General features: G+C 68.1%; 17 protein-coding genes. 13 read left to right on the top strand and 4 right to left on the bottom strand.

All coding sequences use genetic code 11. The features are described from left to right. The first annotated feature begins 270 nt into the window (after positions 1-270). From infA to truA, 8 genes are all read left to right on the top strand, one after another. The gene (infA, locus tag AU188_RS19360) at positions 271-492 is read left to right on the top strand and encodes a translation initiation factor IF-1 (protein ID WP_003418601.1); all 222 of its coding nucleotides are present in this window, start codon (positions 271-273) and stop codon (positions 490-492) included. A gap of 60 nt (positions 493-552) precedes the next feature. Further along, positions 553-666, top strand: a complete 114-nt coding sequence (gene rpmJ, locus AU188_RS25070) for a 50S ribosomal protein L36 (protein WP_003879483.1) — start codon at positions 553-555, stop codon at positions 664-666. Between the two features lie 151 nt (positions 667-817). Next, positions 818-1,192 carry a 30S ribosomal protein S13 gene (gene rpsM, locus AU188_RS19355; RefSeq protein WP_059101399.1) on the top strand — a complete coding sequence of 125 codons (375 nt, stop codon included), beginning with the start codon at positions 818-820 and terminating at the stop codon, positions 1,190-1,192. A 4-nt stretch (positions 1,193-1,196) separates the two neighbouring features. Beyond that, positions 1,197-1,616, top strand: a complete 420-nt coding sequence (rpsK, locus tag AU188_RS19350) for a 30S ribosomal protein S11 (RefSeq protein WP_059165120.1) — start codon at positions 1,197-1,199, stop codon at positions 1,614-1,616. A gap of 14 nt (positions 1,617-1,630) precedes the next feature. Further along, complete coding sequence (gene rpsD, locus AU188_RS19345) at positions 1,631-2,236, top strand: 30S ribosomal protein S4 (protein ID WP_059101401.1); 606 nt, start codon at positions 1,631-1,633, stop codon at positions 2,234-2,236. A gap of 82 nt (positions 2,237-2,318) precedes the next feature. Continuing rightward, positions 2,319-3,371 (top strand): DNA-directed RNA polymerase subunit alpha, encoded by a 1,053-nt coding sequence (locus AU188_RS19340; protein ID WP_059165119.1) that lies wholly within the window; start codon positions 2,319-2,321, stop codon positions 3,369-3,371. 59 nt (positions 3,372-3,430) lie between these two features. Next, on the top strand, positions 3,431-4,021 hold the full coding sequence (rplQ, locus tag AU188_RS19335) for a 50S ribosomal protein L17 (RefSeq protein ID WP_059165118.1): 591 nt from the start codon (positions 3,431-3,433) through the stop codon (positions 4,019-4,021). After that, a complete protein-coding gene (gene truA / locus AU188_RS19330) occupies positions 4,005-4,901 on the top strand; it encodes a tRNA pseudouridine(38-40) synthase TruA (RefSeq protein WP_172799543.1) in 897 nt (298 codons plus the stop codon). The genes rplQ and truA overlap by 17 nt, the downstream gene beginning before the upstream one ends. A gap of 52 nt (positions 4,902-4,953) precedes the next feature. On the opposite strand, the gene AU188_RS19325 is transcribed toward truA, so the two are convergent. Further along, complete coding sequence (locus tag AU188_RS19325) at positions 4,954-5,649, bottom strand: cutinase family protein (RefSeq protein ID WP_082686702.1); 696 nt, start codon at positions 5,647-5,649, stop codon at positions 4,954-4,956. A gap of 64 nt (positions 5,650-5,713) precedes the next feature. Next, the gene (locus tag AU188_RS19320; protein WP_059165115.1) at positions 5,714-6,457 is read right to left on the bottom strand and encodes a cutinase family protein; all 744 of its coding nucleotides are present in this window, start codon (positions 6,455-6,457) and stop codon (positions 5,714-5,716) included. Between the two features lie 149 nt (positions 6,458-6,606). Between AU188_RS19320 and eccB the strand changes: the two genes are divergently transcribed. Further along, positions 6,607-7,998, top strand: a complete 1,392-nt coding sequence (gene eccB / locus AU188_RS19315) for a type VII secretion protein EccB (protein ID WP_059165114.1) — start codon at positions 6,607-6,609, stop codon at positions 7,996-7,998. On the opposite strand, the gene mycP is transcribed toward eccB, so the two are convergent. Continuing rightward, positions 7,966-9,330, bottom strand: coding sequence for a type VII secretion-associated serine protease mycosin (mycP, locus tag AU188_RS19310; protein ID WP_059165113.1), 1,365 nt, complete (start codon positions 9,328-9,330; stop codon positions 7,966-7,968). The two genes, eccB and mycP, sit on opposite strands and share 33 nt — an antisense overlap. Further along, positions 9,327-10,673, bottom strand: a complete 1,347-nt coding sequence (gene eccD, locus AU188_RS19305) for a type VII secretion integral membrane protein EccD (protein WP_059165112.1) — start codon at positions 10,671-10,673, stop codon at positions 9,327-9,329. The genes mycP and eccD overlap by 4 nt, the downstream gene beginning before the upstream one ends. Positions 10,674-10,792: 119 nt before the next feature. Between eccD and eccCa the strand changes: the two genes are divergently transcribed. From eccCa to AU188_RS19285, 4 genes are all read left to right on the top strand, one after another. Next, the gene (gene eccCa, locus AU188_RS19300) at positions 10,793-14,536 is read left to right on the top strand and encodes a type VII secretion protein EccCa (protein WP_059165111.1); all 3,744 of its coding nucleotides are present in this window, start codon (positions 10,793-10,795) and stop codon (positions 14,534-14,536) included. Further along, the gene (locus AU188_RS19295; RefSeq protein WP_216636194.1) at positions 14,533-15,678 is read left to right on the top strand and encodes a type VII secretion-associated protein; all 1,146 of its coding nucleotides are present in this window, start codon (positions 14,533-14,535) and stop codon (positions 15,676-15,678) included. The genes eccCa and AU188_RS19295 overlap by 4 nt, the downstream gene beginning before the upstream one ends. Positions 15,679-15,752: 74 nt before the next feature. Continuing rightward, positions 15,753-16,076 carry a WXG100 family type VII secretion target gene (locus AU188_RS19290; RefSeq protein ID WP_059165109.1) on the top strand — a complete coding sequence of 108 codons (324 nt, stop codon included), beginning with the start codon at positions 15,753-15,755 and terminating at the stop codon, positions 16,074-16,076. A 10-nt stretch (positions 16,077-16,086) separates the two neighbouring features. Continuing rightward, positions 16,087-16,383: a WXG100 family type VII secretion target gene (locus AU188_RS19285; RefSeq protein ID WP_059165108.1), complete on the top strand. Its 297-nt coding sequence runs from the start codon at positions 16,087-16,089 to the stop codon at positions 16,381-16,383. The last annotated feature ends 87 nt before the right edge of the window (positions 16,384-16,470 follow it).

The raw sequence follows: 16,470 nt of genomic DNA, 5'->3' as shown, positions 1-16,470 counted from the left end.
GATCAAGTATGCGCCGGTTGTCCAGCGGATATAGTGGTGAATCCGGTCGCTGTGAGATGGTCGTCCGGCGATTTTGGGGCGAGCGCTCCAGCAGGTAATATGGACCAACGGTGCGGTGATCGCGCCGACTCTTGCGTGCCCTGTTCTGGAATTTCTGGCTACTGGCTCACGTTTTGTAGTCGGAGCGGATTCTGCGCTCGAGCAGTATCCGCCGCTCGCGGCGGAAAGGCGCCAACTATCTAGACGGACACGGAGGATCTCCGAAAACCAATGGCCAAGAAAGACGGTGCCATCGAGGTCGAGGGCCGGGTGGTCGAACCCCTGCCCAATGCGATGTTCCGCATTGAGCTGGAGAACGGACACAAGGTCCTTGCCCACATCAGCGGCAAGATGCGGCAGCACTACATTCGCATCCTGCCCGAGGACCGCGTCGTGGTGGAGCTGTCTCCCTACGACCTCTCCCGGGGCCGCATCGTTTACCGGTACAAGTAACCAGACCACCGACGAGCGCTTGCGCGAGTCGACTACAGAGCACAGAGGATCGAACGAGCCGTGAAGGTGAACCCGAGCGTCAAGCCCATTTGCGATAAGTGCAGGGTGATCCGTCGGCATGGGCGGGTCATGGTGATCTGCTCAGATCCACGCCACAAGCAGAGACAGGGTTAGACCGCACTCTGCTGCCGACAACTCAATGACGAACTCCCAGCGCCACTGAGCGGGTACGCCGCTCGACACGTCCGGCACGGAGGCCGGACCCCATCACGAAGAGGGAACGGGCTGGGACCAGACCTCCGCAGAGAAGAAGGAACACTGCCTGATGGCACGTCTCATGGGCGTCGATCTACCGCGCGACAAGCGCATGGAGATCGCGCTGACCTACATCTACGGCGTCGGCCGTACCCGGTCCCAGGAGATCCTGGCGGCGACCGGTATCGACAAGGACCAGCGCACCAAAGACCTCACCGATGATCAGGTGACGGCGCTGCGCGATTACATCGAGGGCAACCTCAAGGTGGAAGGCGATCTGCGTCGCGAGGTGCAGGCCGACATCCGCCGCAAGATCGAGATCGGCTGCTACCAGGGTCTGCGGCATCGCCGCGGCCTTCCGGTGCGCGGTCAGCGGACCAAGACCAACGCGCGCACCCGTAAGGGACCGAAGCGCACCATCGCGGGCAAGAAGAAGGCCAGGTAAGTAGATGCCTCCAGCTAAGAAAGCAGCCGCTTCATCATCGAAGAAGGGTCAGAAGACCCGTCGCCGGGAAAAGAAGAACGTTCCGCACGGCGCCGCGCACATCAAGAGCACGTTCAACAACACGATCGTGACGATCACCGACCCGCAAGGCAACGTCATCGCGTGGGCGTCGTCGGGCCACGTGGGCTTCAAGGGCTCGCGTAAGTCCACGCCGTTCGCCGCGCAGCTGGCCGCCGAGAACGCCGCCCGCAAGGCGCAGGAACACGGCGTGAAGAAGGTCGACGTGTTCGTCAAGGGCCCGGGCTCGGGCCGCGAGACCGCCATCCGATCGCTGCAGGCCGCCGGCCTCGAGGTCGGCGCGATTGCCGATGTCACGCCGCAGCCGCACAACGGCTGCCGTCCGCCCAAGCGGCGTCGGGTCTAGGGAGGAACTAAGTCATGGCTCGTTACACCGGACCCGCGACCCGTAAGTCACGCCGCCTCGGCGTCGATCTGGTCGGCGGCGATCAGTCGTTCGAGAAGCGCCCCTACCCGCCCGGCCAGCACGGCCGCGCGCGGATCAAGGAGAGCGAATACCGCCTGCAGCTGCAGGAGAAGCAGAAGGCCCGCTTCACCTACGGCGTGATGGAGAAGCAGTTCCGTCGCTACTACGACGAGGCGGTGCGTCAGCCCGGCAAGACCGGTGACAACCTGCTGCGCATCCTGGAGAGCCGGCTGGACAACGTGGTGTACCGCGCCGGCTTGGCGCGCACCCGCCGGATGGCCCGCCAGCTAGTCAGCCACGGCCACTTCACCGTCAACGGTGTCAAGGTCGACATCCCGAGCTACCGGGTGTCGCAGTACGACATCATCGACGTGAAGGAGAAGTCGCTGAACACCGATCCGTTCGTGATCGCGCGGGAGACCGCGGGTGAGCGGCCGATCCCGTCGTGGCTTCAGGTCGTCGGCGAACGCCAGCGCATCCTGGTGCATCAGCTGCCGGAACGTGCGCAGATCGACGTCCCGCTCACCGAGCAGCTGATCGTCGAGCTCTACTCGAAGTAAGACTCCACTCGGGGGCGCCGCCCCCGAGAACCCCCCATCGACGGCATCAAATAGCGGGTGCCGAGGAGGAGAAGAAGAAAAAATGCTGATCTCTCAGCGACCCACACTGTCCGAAGAAGTCAAGGCCGAGAACCGCTCCCAGTTCGTCATCGAGCCGCTGGAGCCCGGTTTCGGTTACACCCTTGGCAATTCGCTTCGGCGTACGCTGCTGTCGTCCATCCCGGGCGCGGCGGTCACCAGCATCCGCATCGACGGGGTGCTGCACGAGTTCACCACGGTGCCGGGCGTCAAGGAAGACGTCACCGACATCATCCTGAACCTCAAGGGTTTGGTCGTGTCGTCCGAGGAGGACGAGCCGGTGACCATGTACCTGCGCAAGCAGGGCCCGGGCGAGGTCACCGCCGGCGACATCGTTCCGCCCGCGGGTGTGACGGTGCACAACCCGGAGATGCACATCGCCACCCTCAACGACAAGGGCAAGCTCGAGGTCGAGCTCGTCGTCGAGCGCGGTCGTGGCTACGTCCCCGCCGTGCAGAACAAGGCGTCGGGCGCCGAAATCGGCCGCATCCCGGTCGATTCCATCTACTCGCCGGTCCTCAAGGTCACCTACAAAGTGGAGGCCACCCGCGTCGAGCAGCGCACCGACTTCGACAAGTTGATTCTCGACGTCGAGACCAAGAACTCGATCACACCGCGTGATGCGCTGGCATCGGCCGGTAAGACGCTGGTCGAATTGTTCGGTCTGGCAAGGGAACTCAATGTCGAGGCGGAAGGCATCGAGATCGGCCCGTCGCCGGCCGAGGCGGACCACATCGCCTCGTTCGCGCTGCCGATCGACGACCTGGACCTCACGGTGCGGTCGTACAACTGCCTCAAGCGCGAGGGTGTGCACACGGTGGGCGAGCTGGTGGCCCGCACGGAGTCCGACCTGCTGGACATCCGCAACTTCGGTCAGAAGTCCATCGACGAGGTGAAGATCAAGCTGCACCAGCTGGGTCTGTCGCTCAAGGACAGCCCGGCGACGTTCGATCCGTCCGAGGTCGCCGGCTACGACGTCGCCACCGGCACCTGGAACAGCGACGCCGGTTACGACCTGGACGACAACCAGGACTACGCCGAAACCGAACAGCTCTAGAAGAATCCGTCCCGGTCCTACCTGATACGGGGATCGGCCCCATTTAGGAGATAGTCGCAATGCCCAAGCCCACCAAGGGTCCTCGCCTCGGCGGGGGATCCGCTCACCAGAAGGCGCTTCTGGCCAACCTGGCCACGGCGCTCTTCGAGCACGGCCGGATCAAGACGACCGAGCCGAAGGCGCGGGCGTTGCGGCCCTACGCGGAGAAGCTCATCACGCACGCCAAGAAGGGCACGCTGCACAACCGGCGCGAGGTGATGAAGAAGATCCGCGACAAGGACATCGTGCATGTGCTGTTCGCCGAGATCGGTCCGTTCTTCGCCGACCGCGACGGTGGCTACACCCGCATCATCAAGGTCGAGAACCGCAAGGGCGACAATGCGCCCATGGCGGTCATCGAGCTGGTGCGGGAGAAGACGGTGACCTCGGAGGCCAACCGTGCCCGCCGGGCCGCAGGCGCGCAGAAGGCGGCCGAGCAGCCCGTCGCCGCGGCGGCCGCGCCGCAGGCGGCCGTGGAGCCGGAGGCCACCGAGGGGCCGACGGAGACCGAGACGGTCGAGGAGGCAAAGGCGGACTCGACCGAAGCCGCCGAGGCCGAGACGCCCGCCGAGGCCGAGACGGCCGAAGCCGAGGATGACGACAAGTCCTAGTAGTGCTGTGAACGAACCCGCCACCGGCAACGGTGGCGGGTTCGTTCGTCTCCGGCTCGACATCGCGTACGACGGAACCGAATTCGCGGGCTGGGCGGTGCAGGCGGGGCAACGCACCGTCTCCGGTGTCCTCGAAGACGCGCTGTCAACGGTGTTCCGCATCCCGGTGGTGTTGCGGGCGGCGGGCCGCACGGATGCCGGGGTGCACGCCACCGGTCAGGTCGCGCACGTCGACGTGCCGGTGGATGCGTTGCCGAACGCCTATCCGCGCGCCACGCGCCCCGGCGACAGCGAGTTCCTGCCGCTGGTGCGACGGCTCGGGCGGTTCCTTCCTCACGACGTTCGGGTACTCGACGTTGTTCGGGCCGCGCCGGGTTTCGACGCCCGGTTCTCCGCGCTACGTCGCCACTATGTCTACCGCTTGTCGACGGCGCCGTACGGGGTCGAACCGCACGACGCGCGCTACGTGACCGCTTGGCCTCGCCCCCTCGATGTCGTGGCGATGACCGAGGCTTCGCGGCAGTTGTTGGGCCTGCACGACTTCGCGGCATTCTGCCGACACCGCCAGGGGGCCACCACCATTCGCGACCTGCAGCGCCTCGATTGGTCGAGCGAGGGCACACGGGTCACCGCTCATGTGACCGCCGACGCGTTCTGCTGGTCGATGGTCCGGTCGCTGGTGGGTGCGCTGCTGGCGGTCGGGGAGCACCGTCGCGAGATCGGTTGGTGCGCCACGCTGTTGACGGCCGAGCGACGCTCCAGCGAGTTCGCGGCGGCACCGCCGCAGGGTCTGACGCTCGTCGGCGTCGACTATCCGCCCGACGACGAACTCGAGGCCCGCACCAAGGTCACCCGAGATCTGCGCGTCGTCGAAGAGTGATTTCGGTGTCGCCGGTCGCGCTCATCGCGACCAACGACACCGAAACCACCTGTTAGATGCGGCCCGCGATGAAGTCCGCGGCCTGGTTGACCATGCCCGCGTTGACGTAGGCCCTCGCCGCGTGGTCGGGCCAGTTGCCTTCCCAGGTCTTGGGTTCGGCTGGGTTGCAGATCGGGTCCGCGCCGTGGCAGAGCTCAATCGTGCGCTCCCGGTAGAGCGGGCTGAAGTTGGTGATCGGACCCACCCATGCGGCCCCGTTTCCGAACAACGCGATCGCCGCGATATGCCGGTCCATGCCCGGTGGCAGCGGCTTGTCGAAGCCGAACGCCGCAATGGGCGCGGCCAGCACGACGTCGGTGACCGCAGCGCCCAGCGAATAGCCGCCCAGCACCAGCCGGGTGTCGGGGCAACGGCCGGCCATGTCCTGGATGCGCGAGCTCATGTCGTTCGCGCCGATGTCGATCTCGTAATCGGCGGGGTAACTGACGGCGTAGAGGTTGACGTTCTTGTCGGTCTTGTTGCGCACGGCGCTGATGAGCGCGACACCGACCACCCCCGCACCGGCCGCTTCGGTACGGCCGCGCGCGAAGATGAGCTCGGCTTGCGGGCACGACTGAGCGCCGGCCAGCGGCACGGCCTCCCGCTGGCCGGCGACGGCGGGCACGATGAGTCCGGCCGCGGCAAGAACGACTGCACCTACGAGCAGCGTCCCCCGACGGCCCCAACGGCGAACAAGATCACTTTGCACCCCGCCGATCTTAACGGAACTAATCGACGCGCAGGTAGATAGATTTGCTGCGTCGTCGGTGCGGTCAGACGAGACCGGCGACGAAATTCGCCGCCTGCTGAACCATTCCGGAGCTCACGTAGTCGTTGTGCGCGAACGGGTTGCGGCCGCGTGAGCAGATGGGATCGCCGTCCTTGCAGAGATCGATCGCCCTGCCCGCAAACACGGAACTGGTGATCGGGTTGCTGAACTTCGTCGCCGGGTTTCCGAACACCGCGACGGCGGCGATGTTGGGCAGGAGGCTCCTGGGTAGCGGAGGAGCTGAACCGACCGAGCCGATCTTGTTGCCGAGCGGCGGCACGCCGGCCAGCATGTCGATGACCGCGGCCCCCTGCGAGTACCCGCCGAGCACCAGGCGGGTCGACGGGCACTGCTGCGACATCATCGCGATGCGGTTCGTGGCGTCGGTCGCGCCGTCGGCGGCGGCCAGGAAATCGTACGAGGCGGGATAGTTGACCGCGTACGTGCTGAGGCTGCGGCCGCTGGTCAGGCTCCGCAGCGCGCTGACGAACGCCGTGCCGGGTGTCCCGAGCCCAGGCGTGTCGTCGGTGCCGCGGGCGAAGATCACCTCGATGTCGGCGCACGAAGAATCCGAGGAGCCGTATCCGGGCGTCGCCGCCCCGGGCGCGGCGCCGGAGCCGTATCCGGGGCCGACCGGTCCCGGTGGGGGACCCGGTTGGGCCGCCGACAGCGGGGCCACGCCGCCGACGAGCGCGACGACGGCGGCCACGGCGGCCACCAGTCGGGCCGTCTCACGCAGCAAAGTCACGCGGACATACTCACATACCGACGGGGCCGTCGGCCAACAGTTCCCCCGCAACGAGGAAGCTCAACCGACCGCTGCTCCTCCCGCGGAGGCGGGTGAAACGGTGACCGGCGGGGTGTCCCGGCGGGCTTAGGCTGACCCCCGGGGGAGTGATGACAGGGCGGTCGACCACAAAACTGCAGATCAGCGGACATCGGTTTCTGCTGCGGCGCATGGAACACGCCCTCGTGCGCGGCGATGTCCGGATGGTCGACGATCCGATGCGCGCGCAGGCGCTTTCCCTGCTCGTCGGCGGCGTGCTGGCGGTCATCGCGATCGGGGCCTGCGCCGTTCTGGCGTTCCTTGCGCCACGAGCAGCGCTCGGTGACGTCCCGATCGTCATGGTGCGCGACACCGGCGCCTTGTACGTGCGGGTCGGCCCCACGCTGCACCCGGTGCTGAATCTGGCATCGGCCCGGTTGATCACCGGTTCGTCGGACAAGCCCCGGCTCGTCAGCGCATCAGCCGTCGACACCACACCCCGCGGCGCCATGCTCGGCATCCCGGGTGCCCCCGACACGATCGCCGCGCCGCTGACTGGCGACGAATCCGGTTGGCTCGTCTGCGACGACGGATCCTCGACGACCACGGTGCTGGCCGGACCGGTCGCAGAGCCGCCCACCGCGCGACGCAACGTGCTCGTCAGTGCCGCGGGCGAGGGCGCTGCGGCCACCTATCTGCTGTTCGACGGGCGGCGCGCGAAAGTGGACTTGCGAAACCCCGCCGTGATCCGCGCGCTCGAGCTCGACGGGATTGCGCCCCGGCCCGTTTCACGCGCGCTTCTGGACGCCATGCCCGAGGTCCCCCAGATCGCCGCACCACACATCCGCAACGCCGGTTCGGTCGGGCCCGCACCCCTGCACGGTTTGCGGGTGGGCACCGTGGTGCGGGTATCACGCGCCGATTCGGAGGAGCTCTATGTGGTGCTCACGCGGGGAGTGCAGCGAATAGGCGTGGTGGCGGCTGATCTCATCAGATTCAGTCAAGCGCAGGAAGGGCACGAAATCGTCACCGTCGAACCGGGTGCCATCGGCGCTGTGCCGGTAGTCGACGACCTGCCGATCGGTGAGTTTCCCGAACGCGTCGGTACCACGGATGATCCGGTGCTGTGCGGGCAGTGGCGGTGGTCGGCCGGCTCGAAGTCCGTCGCCACCGCGACCGTCACCGCCGGCTCACTTCCCTTGGGAGGCACCGCACCTCCGGTACAGCTGGCGCAGGCCGACGCCGCGGGCGCCGGCATCGACGGTTTCTCGATGGGCGGGGGACGCAGCGCGTACGTGCGCGCGGTCGGCGTGACCGGCGACGGGGCGCGGAACGGAACGCTCTACCTGGTCAGCGACGCCGGTGTGGTGTTCGGTATCCGCGACGGGGAAACGGCCGAGCGGCTCGGCCTGACCGGCGAGCCGGTGCCGGCACCGTGGGCGCTGCTGGCACGACTGCCACGAGGACCGGAGCTCAGTGTCGCGGCCGCCTCAGTCGCGCGCGACGGCCTGAAAGCTCCGTAACCGCCGACTCGACAACGTCGTTGCGATGACGGCAACGACGATTCCCAGGCAGATCGCTGCGCCGCGGACCGCGATGTCGGTGGACCGACCGTCGTGCACCGCGGGCGCCGGAACCGACACGACGGTCGCTCGGTCCGGATCTGCGGCGGGCGGGGACCCGCCCGTCACCGCGCCCAGCACGTCGACGGCCCCGTGGCCGACGACGGGATCCCACCCGGCGGCGGGACGGCGTGCCGTTTCCTCGATGCGGTGCATCACCTGCCGGGCGGTCAACTCCGGCGAAAGCGATCGCAGAATCGCGACCACGCCCGCGACCACGGGTGCGGCGTAACTGGTTCCGGCGAGCGGCTTCTCGCCGGTGGCCGTCGGCAAGGTTGCGATCAGGCCCTCGCCATCGCGGTCAAGCGACACCACCTGCTCGCCCGGGGCGGCGACGTCGACCCAGGGTCCCGCGAGGCTGAAGTCGGAGGGCCGTCCGTTCGGCCCGATCGATCCGACCGTGAGGACGTAGTCGTCGTACCACGCGGGACTGACCAGCGCTTTGACGTCGTTCCAGTCGGGCGGGCCGGGCCGGATGGGATTCTGGTGCGGGCACTGTCCGGGCGCACCGACGTTGCCGGCGGCGGCCACCACCACGACGTTCTTCACCTCGACCGCATACGCCAGTGCGGCGCCGAGCGCCCGGTCGTCGAGTTTCGCGTCAGCCGCCACACACGCGACGGTGGAGATGTTGATGACGGTCGCACCCATGTCCGCCGCAGTGCGAACCGCTCCGGCGAGGGTGTCGACGTCGCCGAAACCGGATCCGGCGGGGTCGTCGGCGGCCGTGAACTTGTTGCTGGACTGGCGGATACCGATGACCGTGGCGTCCGGTGCGATACCGCTGAACCGGTTCGCCGTGTCCGGATCCGGGGCGGCGCCGACGATTCCCGCCACGATCGTGCCGTGACCGTCGCAGTCGTCGGTGCCGTCGCCACTTGACACGTAATCGCCGCCGGCAACGAGATGAGGCAGCAGGCGGTGGCGGGACACCCCGGTGTCGATCACCGCGACGGTCTGACCCGCCCCGCGGGACAGTCGCCACACTGGCTGCATATCCAGGTCGTCGAGTTGATCACCGACGTCGTTCTCGACGGAAACGCCGTTGGAGGTCACGCATTGTTCCGTCTGCTCGGTGCGCCGCGGCGGTACGGGAGACCCCCGGTTCGGGAGCAGCGAATCATCAACTGCCGGCGGCGTTATCGCGGCCGCCTCGAAGGTGCCGACCCAGGGCACGCAGGCGAACACCGCGGTGAGGACGATGCGGAGTACCCGCTTGACGGTGCACTTCATGTCAGCGCCAGATGGCGGACGAGGTCGAAGACACCGGCGATCCAGCAGGCCAGCGGTATCACCGCCGCCAACGCCACATAGTCGACAACTTCGGCGGCGCGGCGCGCGGCAAGGCTCGGCGTGATACCGGCAAGGGGCAGCAGGGCGCCCGCGCCCGCGACGACGGCCAACGCGCCGACCCAGTGTGCGCGCTGCGGTGCCGTGATCGCCATGAGCGCGAAACCGGTTGCCACGCCGGTGAACCCGCAGACCGCCAATGCGCAGCGCCGACCGACTCCGACGTGGGTACGGGTGCGCAGCAGTAGCGTCACGCCGACGACAATGGCGAACACCGTTGCGGTGACCGGGAAACGACGCTCAGCGGCGGCACAGCCGACGAGCGCGGTACCGGTCGCCGCGGCCAGCGATGCGCCGATCACGATGCCGGTCAACGTGTCATGGGCGAGCATCGCACGGCTGTGCGCAACGGTGGCCGGAGGATCGTTGTCGTCGTCCGGCGGCGCGGGACCGATGCGGGTGACCAGGATCGCCAACCGCGGAGCCGAACTCAGCGCCGCGAGCGCCAGCGTCGCGAGCAATGCGCCTGAGGCGGCGGCGTCCAGATTGCACGCGATTGCGGTCGCCGAGGCCGCGGTGCACAGCAGCGCGGTGGTGGCGCAGACCGTCAACGTGGTATGGCCGCAGATGGCGAACCGCAGTTGCAGCACCGCCACCGACAGTGCGGCGGCGGACGCCAGCAGCACATGCGCGGCAGGCGGGCCGGCGGGCACGGTCACGACGCCAGTGACCGCGGCCAGTATCACCGCAATTGCGCTGAGATCGAGGAAAAGCGACGTCTCGGGATGTGCGCGTCGAGCCAATTGCGCTGCCCCGACCGCCGCGGCAGTCAAGACGGCGGCGGTGACGAGCGGTCCCGCACCCCCGGTGAAGCGCGCCGACCAGATGATCGCGGCGGCCCCGATACAAGCGGCGGTGAGGGTGCCGCCGACACACAACTGCGCGGGCACGGTTGCGCGGGCGGGCCCGAGCCTGGCGACCATACGACTCGAGTCGCGGTCGAGGTAGACGGGCGCCGGAACGTCGTCAGTCGTGAGCCACAACAGCTCACCGTCGCGGACCTGGTTGTCCTGCAGTGTCAGCGACTCGTCGAGCGGCGGTCCACCGATCCGGCGGAGCCGCCAGCGCCGCCCGGTCCAGGCGCGCTGGTGATCCGGATGGACCAGCTCGACGATCGACGGCAGCATATCGCCCAGAACGGCACCGCTCGGCAACGCGAGATCGATTGTCTCCATGGCGCTTCCGTCGCCGACGTGAACCGCGATTCGGCACAGTGAATCAGGCATCGCATCCCCCCGAATGACGCCGGTGCGCTCACCGTAACGCAGCCGACGAGGTCACACGCGCACCAGATTTCTTCGTCGGGGATGGAACCGAACCGACACCCGCCGCGTCCACCTCATCGATGGAGCCTTACCGTGAGCCGCGCGGCGTCGTGGTGAAACCGCCCCCGGCGCTTCCGAAAGAGGTGCCGAGCAATCCCGTCGCGCGCCTGTTGCCGGTGGCCATGCTGGTCGCGGCGATCGGCATGATGGCCGTCTACTTCACCTCGGGGACCGGGACGAGCCGCAGCCCCATGTTCATGTTCTTTCCGGTGATGATGATCATGTCGGTGCTCGGGACGGTGGCCTACGGTGCCCGCGGCGGCGTCGGCCGGTCCACCGAGATCGACGGAAATCGGCGAAGTTACCTGCACTACCTCGACTGTCTCGACGACGACATCGTGACGACCGCGATCGACCAGCACCGGTCACAACACCGGCGCCATCCCGCCCCCGATTCGTTGTGGACGTTGGCACACGACCGGATTGCCGAGCGCAGACCGGACGATGACGACTTCTGCTGTGTCCGCCTGGGTATCGGTGACCAGGAACTGTCGGCGCCTCTGCTGGAGCCCGACCTCGGTGCCGTCGACGACCGGGATCCCGTGACGGTCACCGCCGTGCGCTCGCTGATTCGAAGGCGTTCGGTCGTCGAGCAGGTGCCGATCGCACTGGCACTGCGGCGACACGCCGTCATCGCGGTCGGCGGCGACGAACAGTGTGCGCGAGCACTGGTGCGGGCGATGGTGTGTCAGCTGGCCGCGCTTCACGGCGCTCACCTGGTGGCGATCGCCGCAGTCACCGCCCCGTCGACGCGTGACGAATGGGATTGGCTCAAATGGCTGCCACACCACCAGGACACCGACGTGGATCCAGCGGACCGGCACCTCGTGGTGATCGCCGACGGCGCATCGGCAACGGACGCCGAACGGCTGAGCCCGACCCGCAACGTCACCGTCATCGCAATCGGAGCCACCTCGGCCGAGGCGCGGTCGACCGCGTTGCCTGTGATCGTCGATTCCGACCGGCTGAGCCTGAATTCCGCCGATGGGCATGAGGTGATCTGCCGGCCGGACTCGTTGACACCGGCGCAGGCGCTCATGTGCGCCCGGCGGCTGGCGGCTACCCGACGCGAGGCGGCCCCCGCCAATGGTGCGTACCGTGCCTCTCTGGCACGTGGCTGGCTCGACCTGTTCGACGTCGCCGTGCCCAGCCAGATCAGCACCGAAAAGCACTGGCTGCGAACCGATGAGATCCGCCCGGTGCCGATCGGCGTCACGACCGAGGGTGCGCCGGTGCTGATCGACATCAACGAGGCCGCGCGTAACGGCATCGGCCCGCATGGGTTGTGTGTCGGCGCCACCGGTTCGGGGAAGTCGGAGCTGTTGCGCACCTTGGTGCTCGGCATGATCACCAGCCACTCGCCGGGCGCCCTCAACCTCGTGCTGGTCGATTTCAAGGGCGGCGCGACGTTTCTCGGGCTGGAGCGGGCACGGCATGTGGCTGCGGTGATCACGAACCTCGCCGACGAGGCTCATCTGGTCGCCCGGATGAACGATGCGCTCGCCGGCGAGGTCCATCGCAGACAGGAGCTGCTGCGCACGGCAGGCAATTTCGTCAACGTGACGGAGTACTCGCGCGCTCGGGCCTGCGGCGCCCCGCTGCCGCCGTTGCCCGCGCTGTTCATCGTCGTCGACGAGTTCTCCGAACTGCTCAGCCACCATCCCGAGTTCGCCGAGCTGTTCGGGGCGATCGGCAGGCTGGGCCGATCGCTGGGCATCCATCTGCTGTTGGCGAGTCAGCGGCTCGACGAGGGCAGGCTGCGTGGCCTGGACACGCATCTGTCGTACCGGATCTGCCTCAAGACCTTCTCCGCCAGCGAGTCACGTGCCGTGCTCGGCGTCGCGGACGCCCATTCCCTGCCCGGCACACCTGGTGCGGCCTACTTGAAAACCGCTGCCGGTGAGCTGATCCGGTTCCAGACCGCTTTCGTCTCCGGTCCGTGCCCACAACGGCAGCGCGAACGCCGGGCCGGAGCACCCGGGCCGATGCTGTTCACAGCGGCACCCGTCAGACCGGTCACCGAGCGCGATGCCCAGCCCGAGCACCGTCTCCCGGTGCCGACGCTGTTGGACGCGGTGTTGGACCGAGTCGGCGGGCGGGGGCCGGGCGCACACCCGGTGTGGTTGCCGCCGCTGGCGGCGTCGCCGACGCTGGACCAGATCGTGCATCCCGATTCGCGGTGCCGGCTCAGTGTGCCGATCGGACTGGTGGACAGCCCTTTTCACCAGCGTCACGATGTGCTGGTCGCGCAGTTGGGCGAGGCGGCGGGCAACGTCGCGGTGGTCGGTGCGTCCCAGTCGGGCAAGTCGACGGCCGTGCGGACGCTGATGCTGGCTCTCGCGGAGGCGCACGATCCCACCGAGATCGGTTTCTACTGCCTGGATTTCGGCGGCGGTGCACTGATGGGGCTCGGGAAGCTTCCGCACGTGGGATCAGTGTCGGGTCGAGCCGATACGGACCTGTGTCGCCGCACGGTGGCTGTGGTCGAATCGCTGATCCGGTCGCGGGAGGACCGGTTTCGCCGGATGGGAGTCGATTCGATGACCGACTACCACGCACGGCGTACCGCGGGCGACCCCGCTGCGGCCGACGACCCCTACGGCGACGTGTTCCTCGTTGTCGACGGGTGGGCTCAGCTGCGCCAGCAGTTCGAGTATCTGGAGGCGGAGATCACCGCCATCGCCGCACAGGGACTCGCGTTCGGCGTACACCTGATCGTCACCGCGTCGCGGTGGGCCGAACTTCGCCCGGCGCTCAAAGACCAGATCGGGACCCGCATCGAACTGCGGCTCGGGGACCCGACTGAGTCGGAGATGGATCGCCGGCGGGCCCGCGCGCTGACCAACTCACCGCCGGGGCGCGGCATCACCGCCGACGGGCGGGAGATGGTCATTGCGCTACCTCGCTGGGACGGCGTGTGCGGTGTGGCCGGTTTGCGCGACGCGATCACCGCGACCGTCGACCGGCATCTACAGCGATGGGCGGGGCAGTGCGCGCCGCGCATCGAGCTCCTGCCGACGCTCGTGACGCATTCTCAGCTGATCGAGTCGGCTCCGGCCGCACAGCACGCGGGTACCTTGCTGATCGGGATCGAAGAGCGCGAATTGCGGCCGCTCACAGTCGACTTCGCCGATCAGTCTCATCTGCTCGTGCTCGGAGAGGCCGGCTGCGGTAAAACCTCGTTGTTGCGGCTGCTGTGCCACGAGATCGTCCGCACCTGCGACGCAAGCCGGGCATTGCTGGAGATCGTCGATTTCAGGCGATCGCTGCTCGGTGTCGTGGAATCCGAGCACTTCTGCGGATACGCCGCATCGCCGGCGGCGCTGGCCACGAGGCTGCCCAAATTGCTCGGCCGGCTGGAGGCGCGCATGCCGGGCGAGAGCGTGACACAGCGGCAACTGCGGGACAGGTCGTGGTGGTCAGGCCCCGAGGTCTTCCTCGTCATCGACGACTACGACCTGGTGGCCGCATCGACCGGCAATCCGTTGACTCCGCTGGCCGATCTTCTCCCGCATGCCGAAGACCTCGGGCTACACCTCGTCGTCGCCCGTCGATCGGGCGGCGCCGCGCGAGCGATGTTCGATCCCGTGCTCGCCAGGATGCGCGAGCTCGGATGCATGGGCGTGATGATGAGTGCAAGTCCCGACGACGGCGTACTGCTGGGCTCGGTTCGGCCGTCGGCGCAGCCACCGGGTCGTGGCACGCTGATCACCCGTGGCGACGGGGAGCAGCTCATCCAGGTCGGCTGGACCGATCCGCCGTGAGCCATCCGGTTGTCGAAGTGGGCCCGAGTACGGTGCGTGGGCCAACGTGCCTTGAGCAGGAGGCGGTTTCGGCGGCGTTGGAAGCCATCGACGACGATTTTGCGCTGCTCGCCGAACAGCCAGTGTCGGTGCCCGAACTGTGGGCCGAACTGATGCGTGTGGCGGTGGACGGCGCCGACGCTGTCGTCCTCGTGTGTCCGACATGGTGGCCGAGCACGCGAATCGAGCGGGTCCGGGCAGCCGCGGAGCGGGCCGCGACGACCGTCGAGGTGCTCGGGCGGACTGCGGTGCTGCAGAACGACACTCGCGCGGCCGTCGTCGAGATCGCCCCGGAATTGGTCGTTGTCACCAGGGTGGGCGCGCGTGCGGTGGTCATCGCTGATCACGACGGCGACGTAGCGGAGGAGGTGACCGCCGCGGTCGGGCTGGTCGGGCCGGTGCTGATCGACGCGCCCGCGAACATGCATGCCGGTCGATTGGTCGACGGAGTTCTGAAACGGCTTCGTAGCTCCGGCGTGTCGGCTCGCCTGGCCGACGAGGATGCGGTGCGTCGGGCCGCAACGCGGCAGGCGGCACCCATCGATGTCGCCCCGGGCCCCGGCGGGAGCCGACGGCGTCGGACAGCGGCGATGGCGAGCGTCGTCGTGGCGGCGGTGGCGGTTTGCGGCGGGCTCACTCTGCGCGGGGGCGCCGCAGAGCCTGCAGTCGCAGCGACAACGCTGTTGGCGGAGGGCCGGGTCGAGATGATGGTGCCCGTGGCATGGCCCGTGCAGCGGATCACGTCCGGGCCGGGATCGGCTCGGCTCGAGGTGGTTTCACCGTCGGACGACGATGTCAGGCTTCACCTCACCCAGTCGGTCGGCCCGCCGGGAACCGATCTCGCGCAGACTGCCACATCGTTGCGAGCCGCGCTGGCCGACGAGGCGGGCGACGTCTTCGTCGACTTCGACGCATCCGGGTCCCCGGCCGGCCGCAGCGCTGTCACCTATCGGGAGCTCCGTCCGGACCATCACGTCGCTTGGACCGTGCTCGTCGACGGCCGGGTCCGGATCGCGATCGGCTGCCAGAGCGCGCCGGGCCGCGAATCCGGGGTGCGCGAGGTGTGCGACCAGGCGGTCCGGTCCGCTCGGGCAATTGCCTGAAATCCGGTGGAACCGAACCGGCACCGGATGCGTCGTACCAATCAGAACCGAAGTGAGGAAACGGAAGGACGCGCATGACGACACCGCAAGGCGGTTCACTGAACACCGATTTCGACCTGATGGCCGCGGTCGCGAACAAGACCGACGCCCGCAACGAGGAGATCCGCGCGATGCTGCAGTCGTTCATCGGGCGGATGAGCGCGGTGCCGCCGTCGGTGTGGGGCGGCGTCGCGGCGACTCGCTTCCGCGATGTCGTCGAGCGATGGAACTCCGAATCGCTGAGACTTCATGCCTCGCTGCAGCGGATCGCCGAAACGATCCGGCTCAACGAGCAGACGCTCCGGGAAGCCACCGAAAGCCACTCGAACCGCATCGGTGCGGTGGCCAACCACCTGTAGAGGAGTCGTGATGGATCACGTGTTGTCGTACAACTTCGACGAGATCGAGTACACCGTCCGGCAGGAGATCCACGCCACGTCGGCCCGGTTGAACGGCGCGCTCGAGGACCTGCGCGCGCAGATCGCGCCGCTTCGGGAAGTGTGGACGCGCCAAGCGGCCGACGCATATCGCGTCGAGCAGGCGAGGTGGGAGCAGGCGGCCGGCGCGCTGAACGAAATTCTGGTCAGCCTCGGCAATGCGGTCCGTGATGGCGCCGATGACGTCGCCGCGACCGACCGCAGCGCCGCGAATGCTTGGGGGTCGTGACCGGGGAAAGATGCCTGTGCGGTCCCGACTGGAGGGGAGCCAACGGGATCGCACGGTTGGCGCCACCGTGGTCGAGGAGAGCGGCCA

The sequence above is a fragment of the Mycobacterium sp. IS-3022 genome (assembly GCF_001500065.1).
GTDB lineage: Bacteria > Actinomycetota > Actinomycetes > Mycobacteriales > Mycobacteriaceae > Mycobacterium.
The sequence above is the reverse complement of the archived record's forward strand: the minus strand, read 5'-3'. Positions and strand labels throughout refer to the sequence as shown.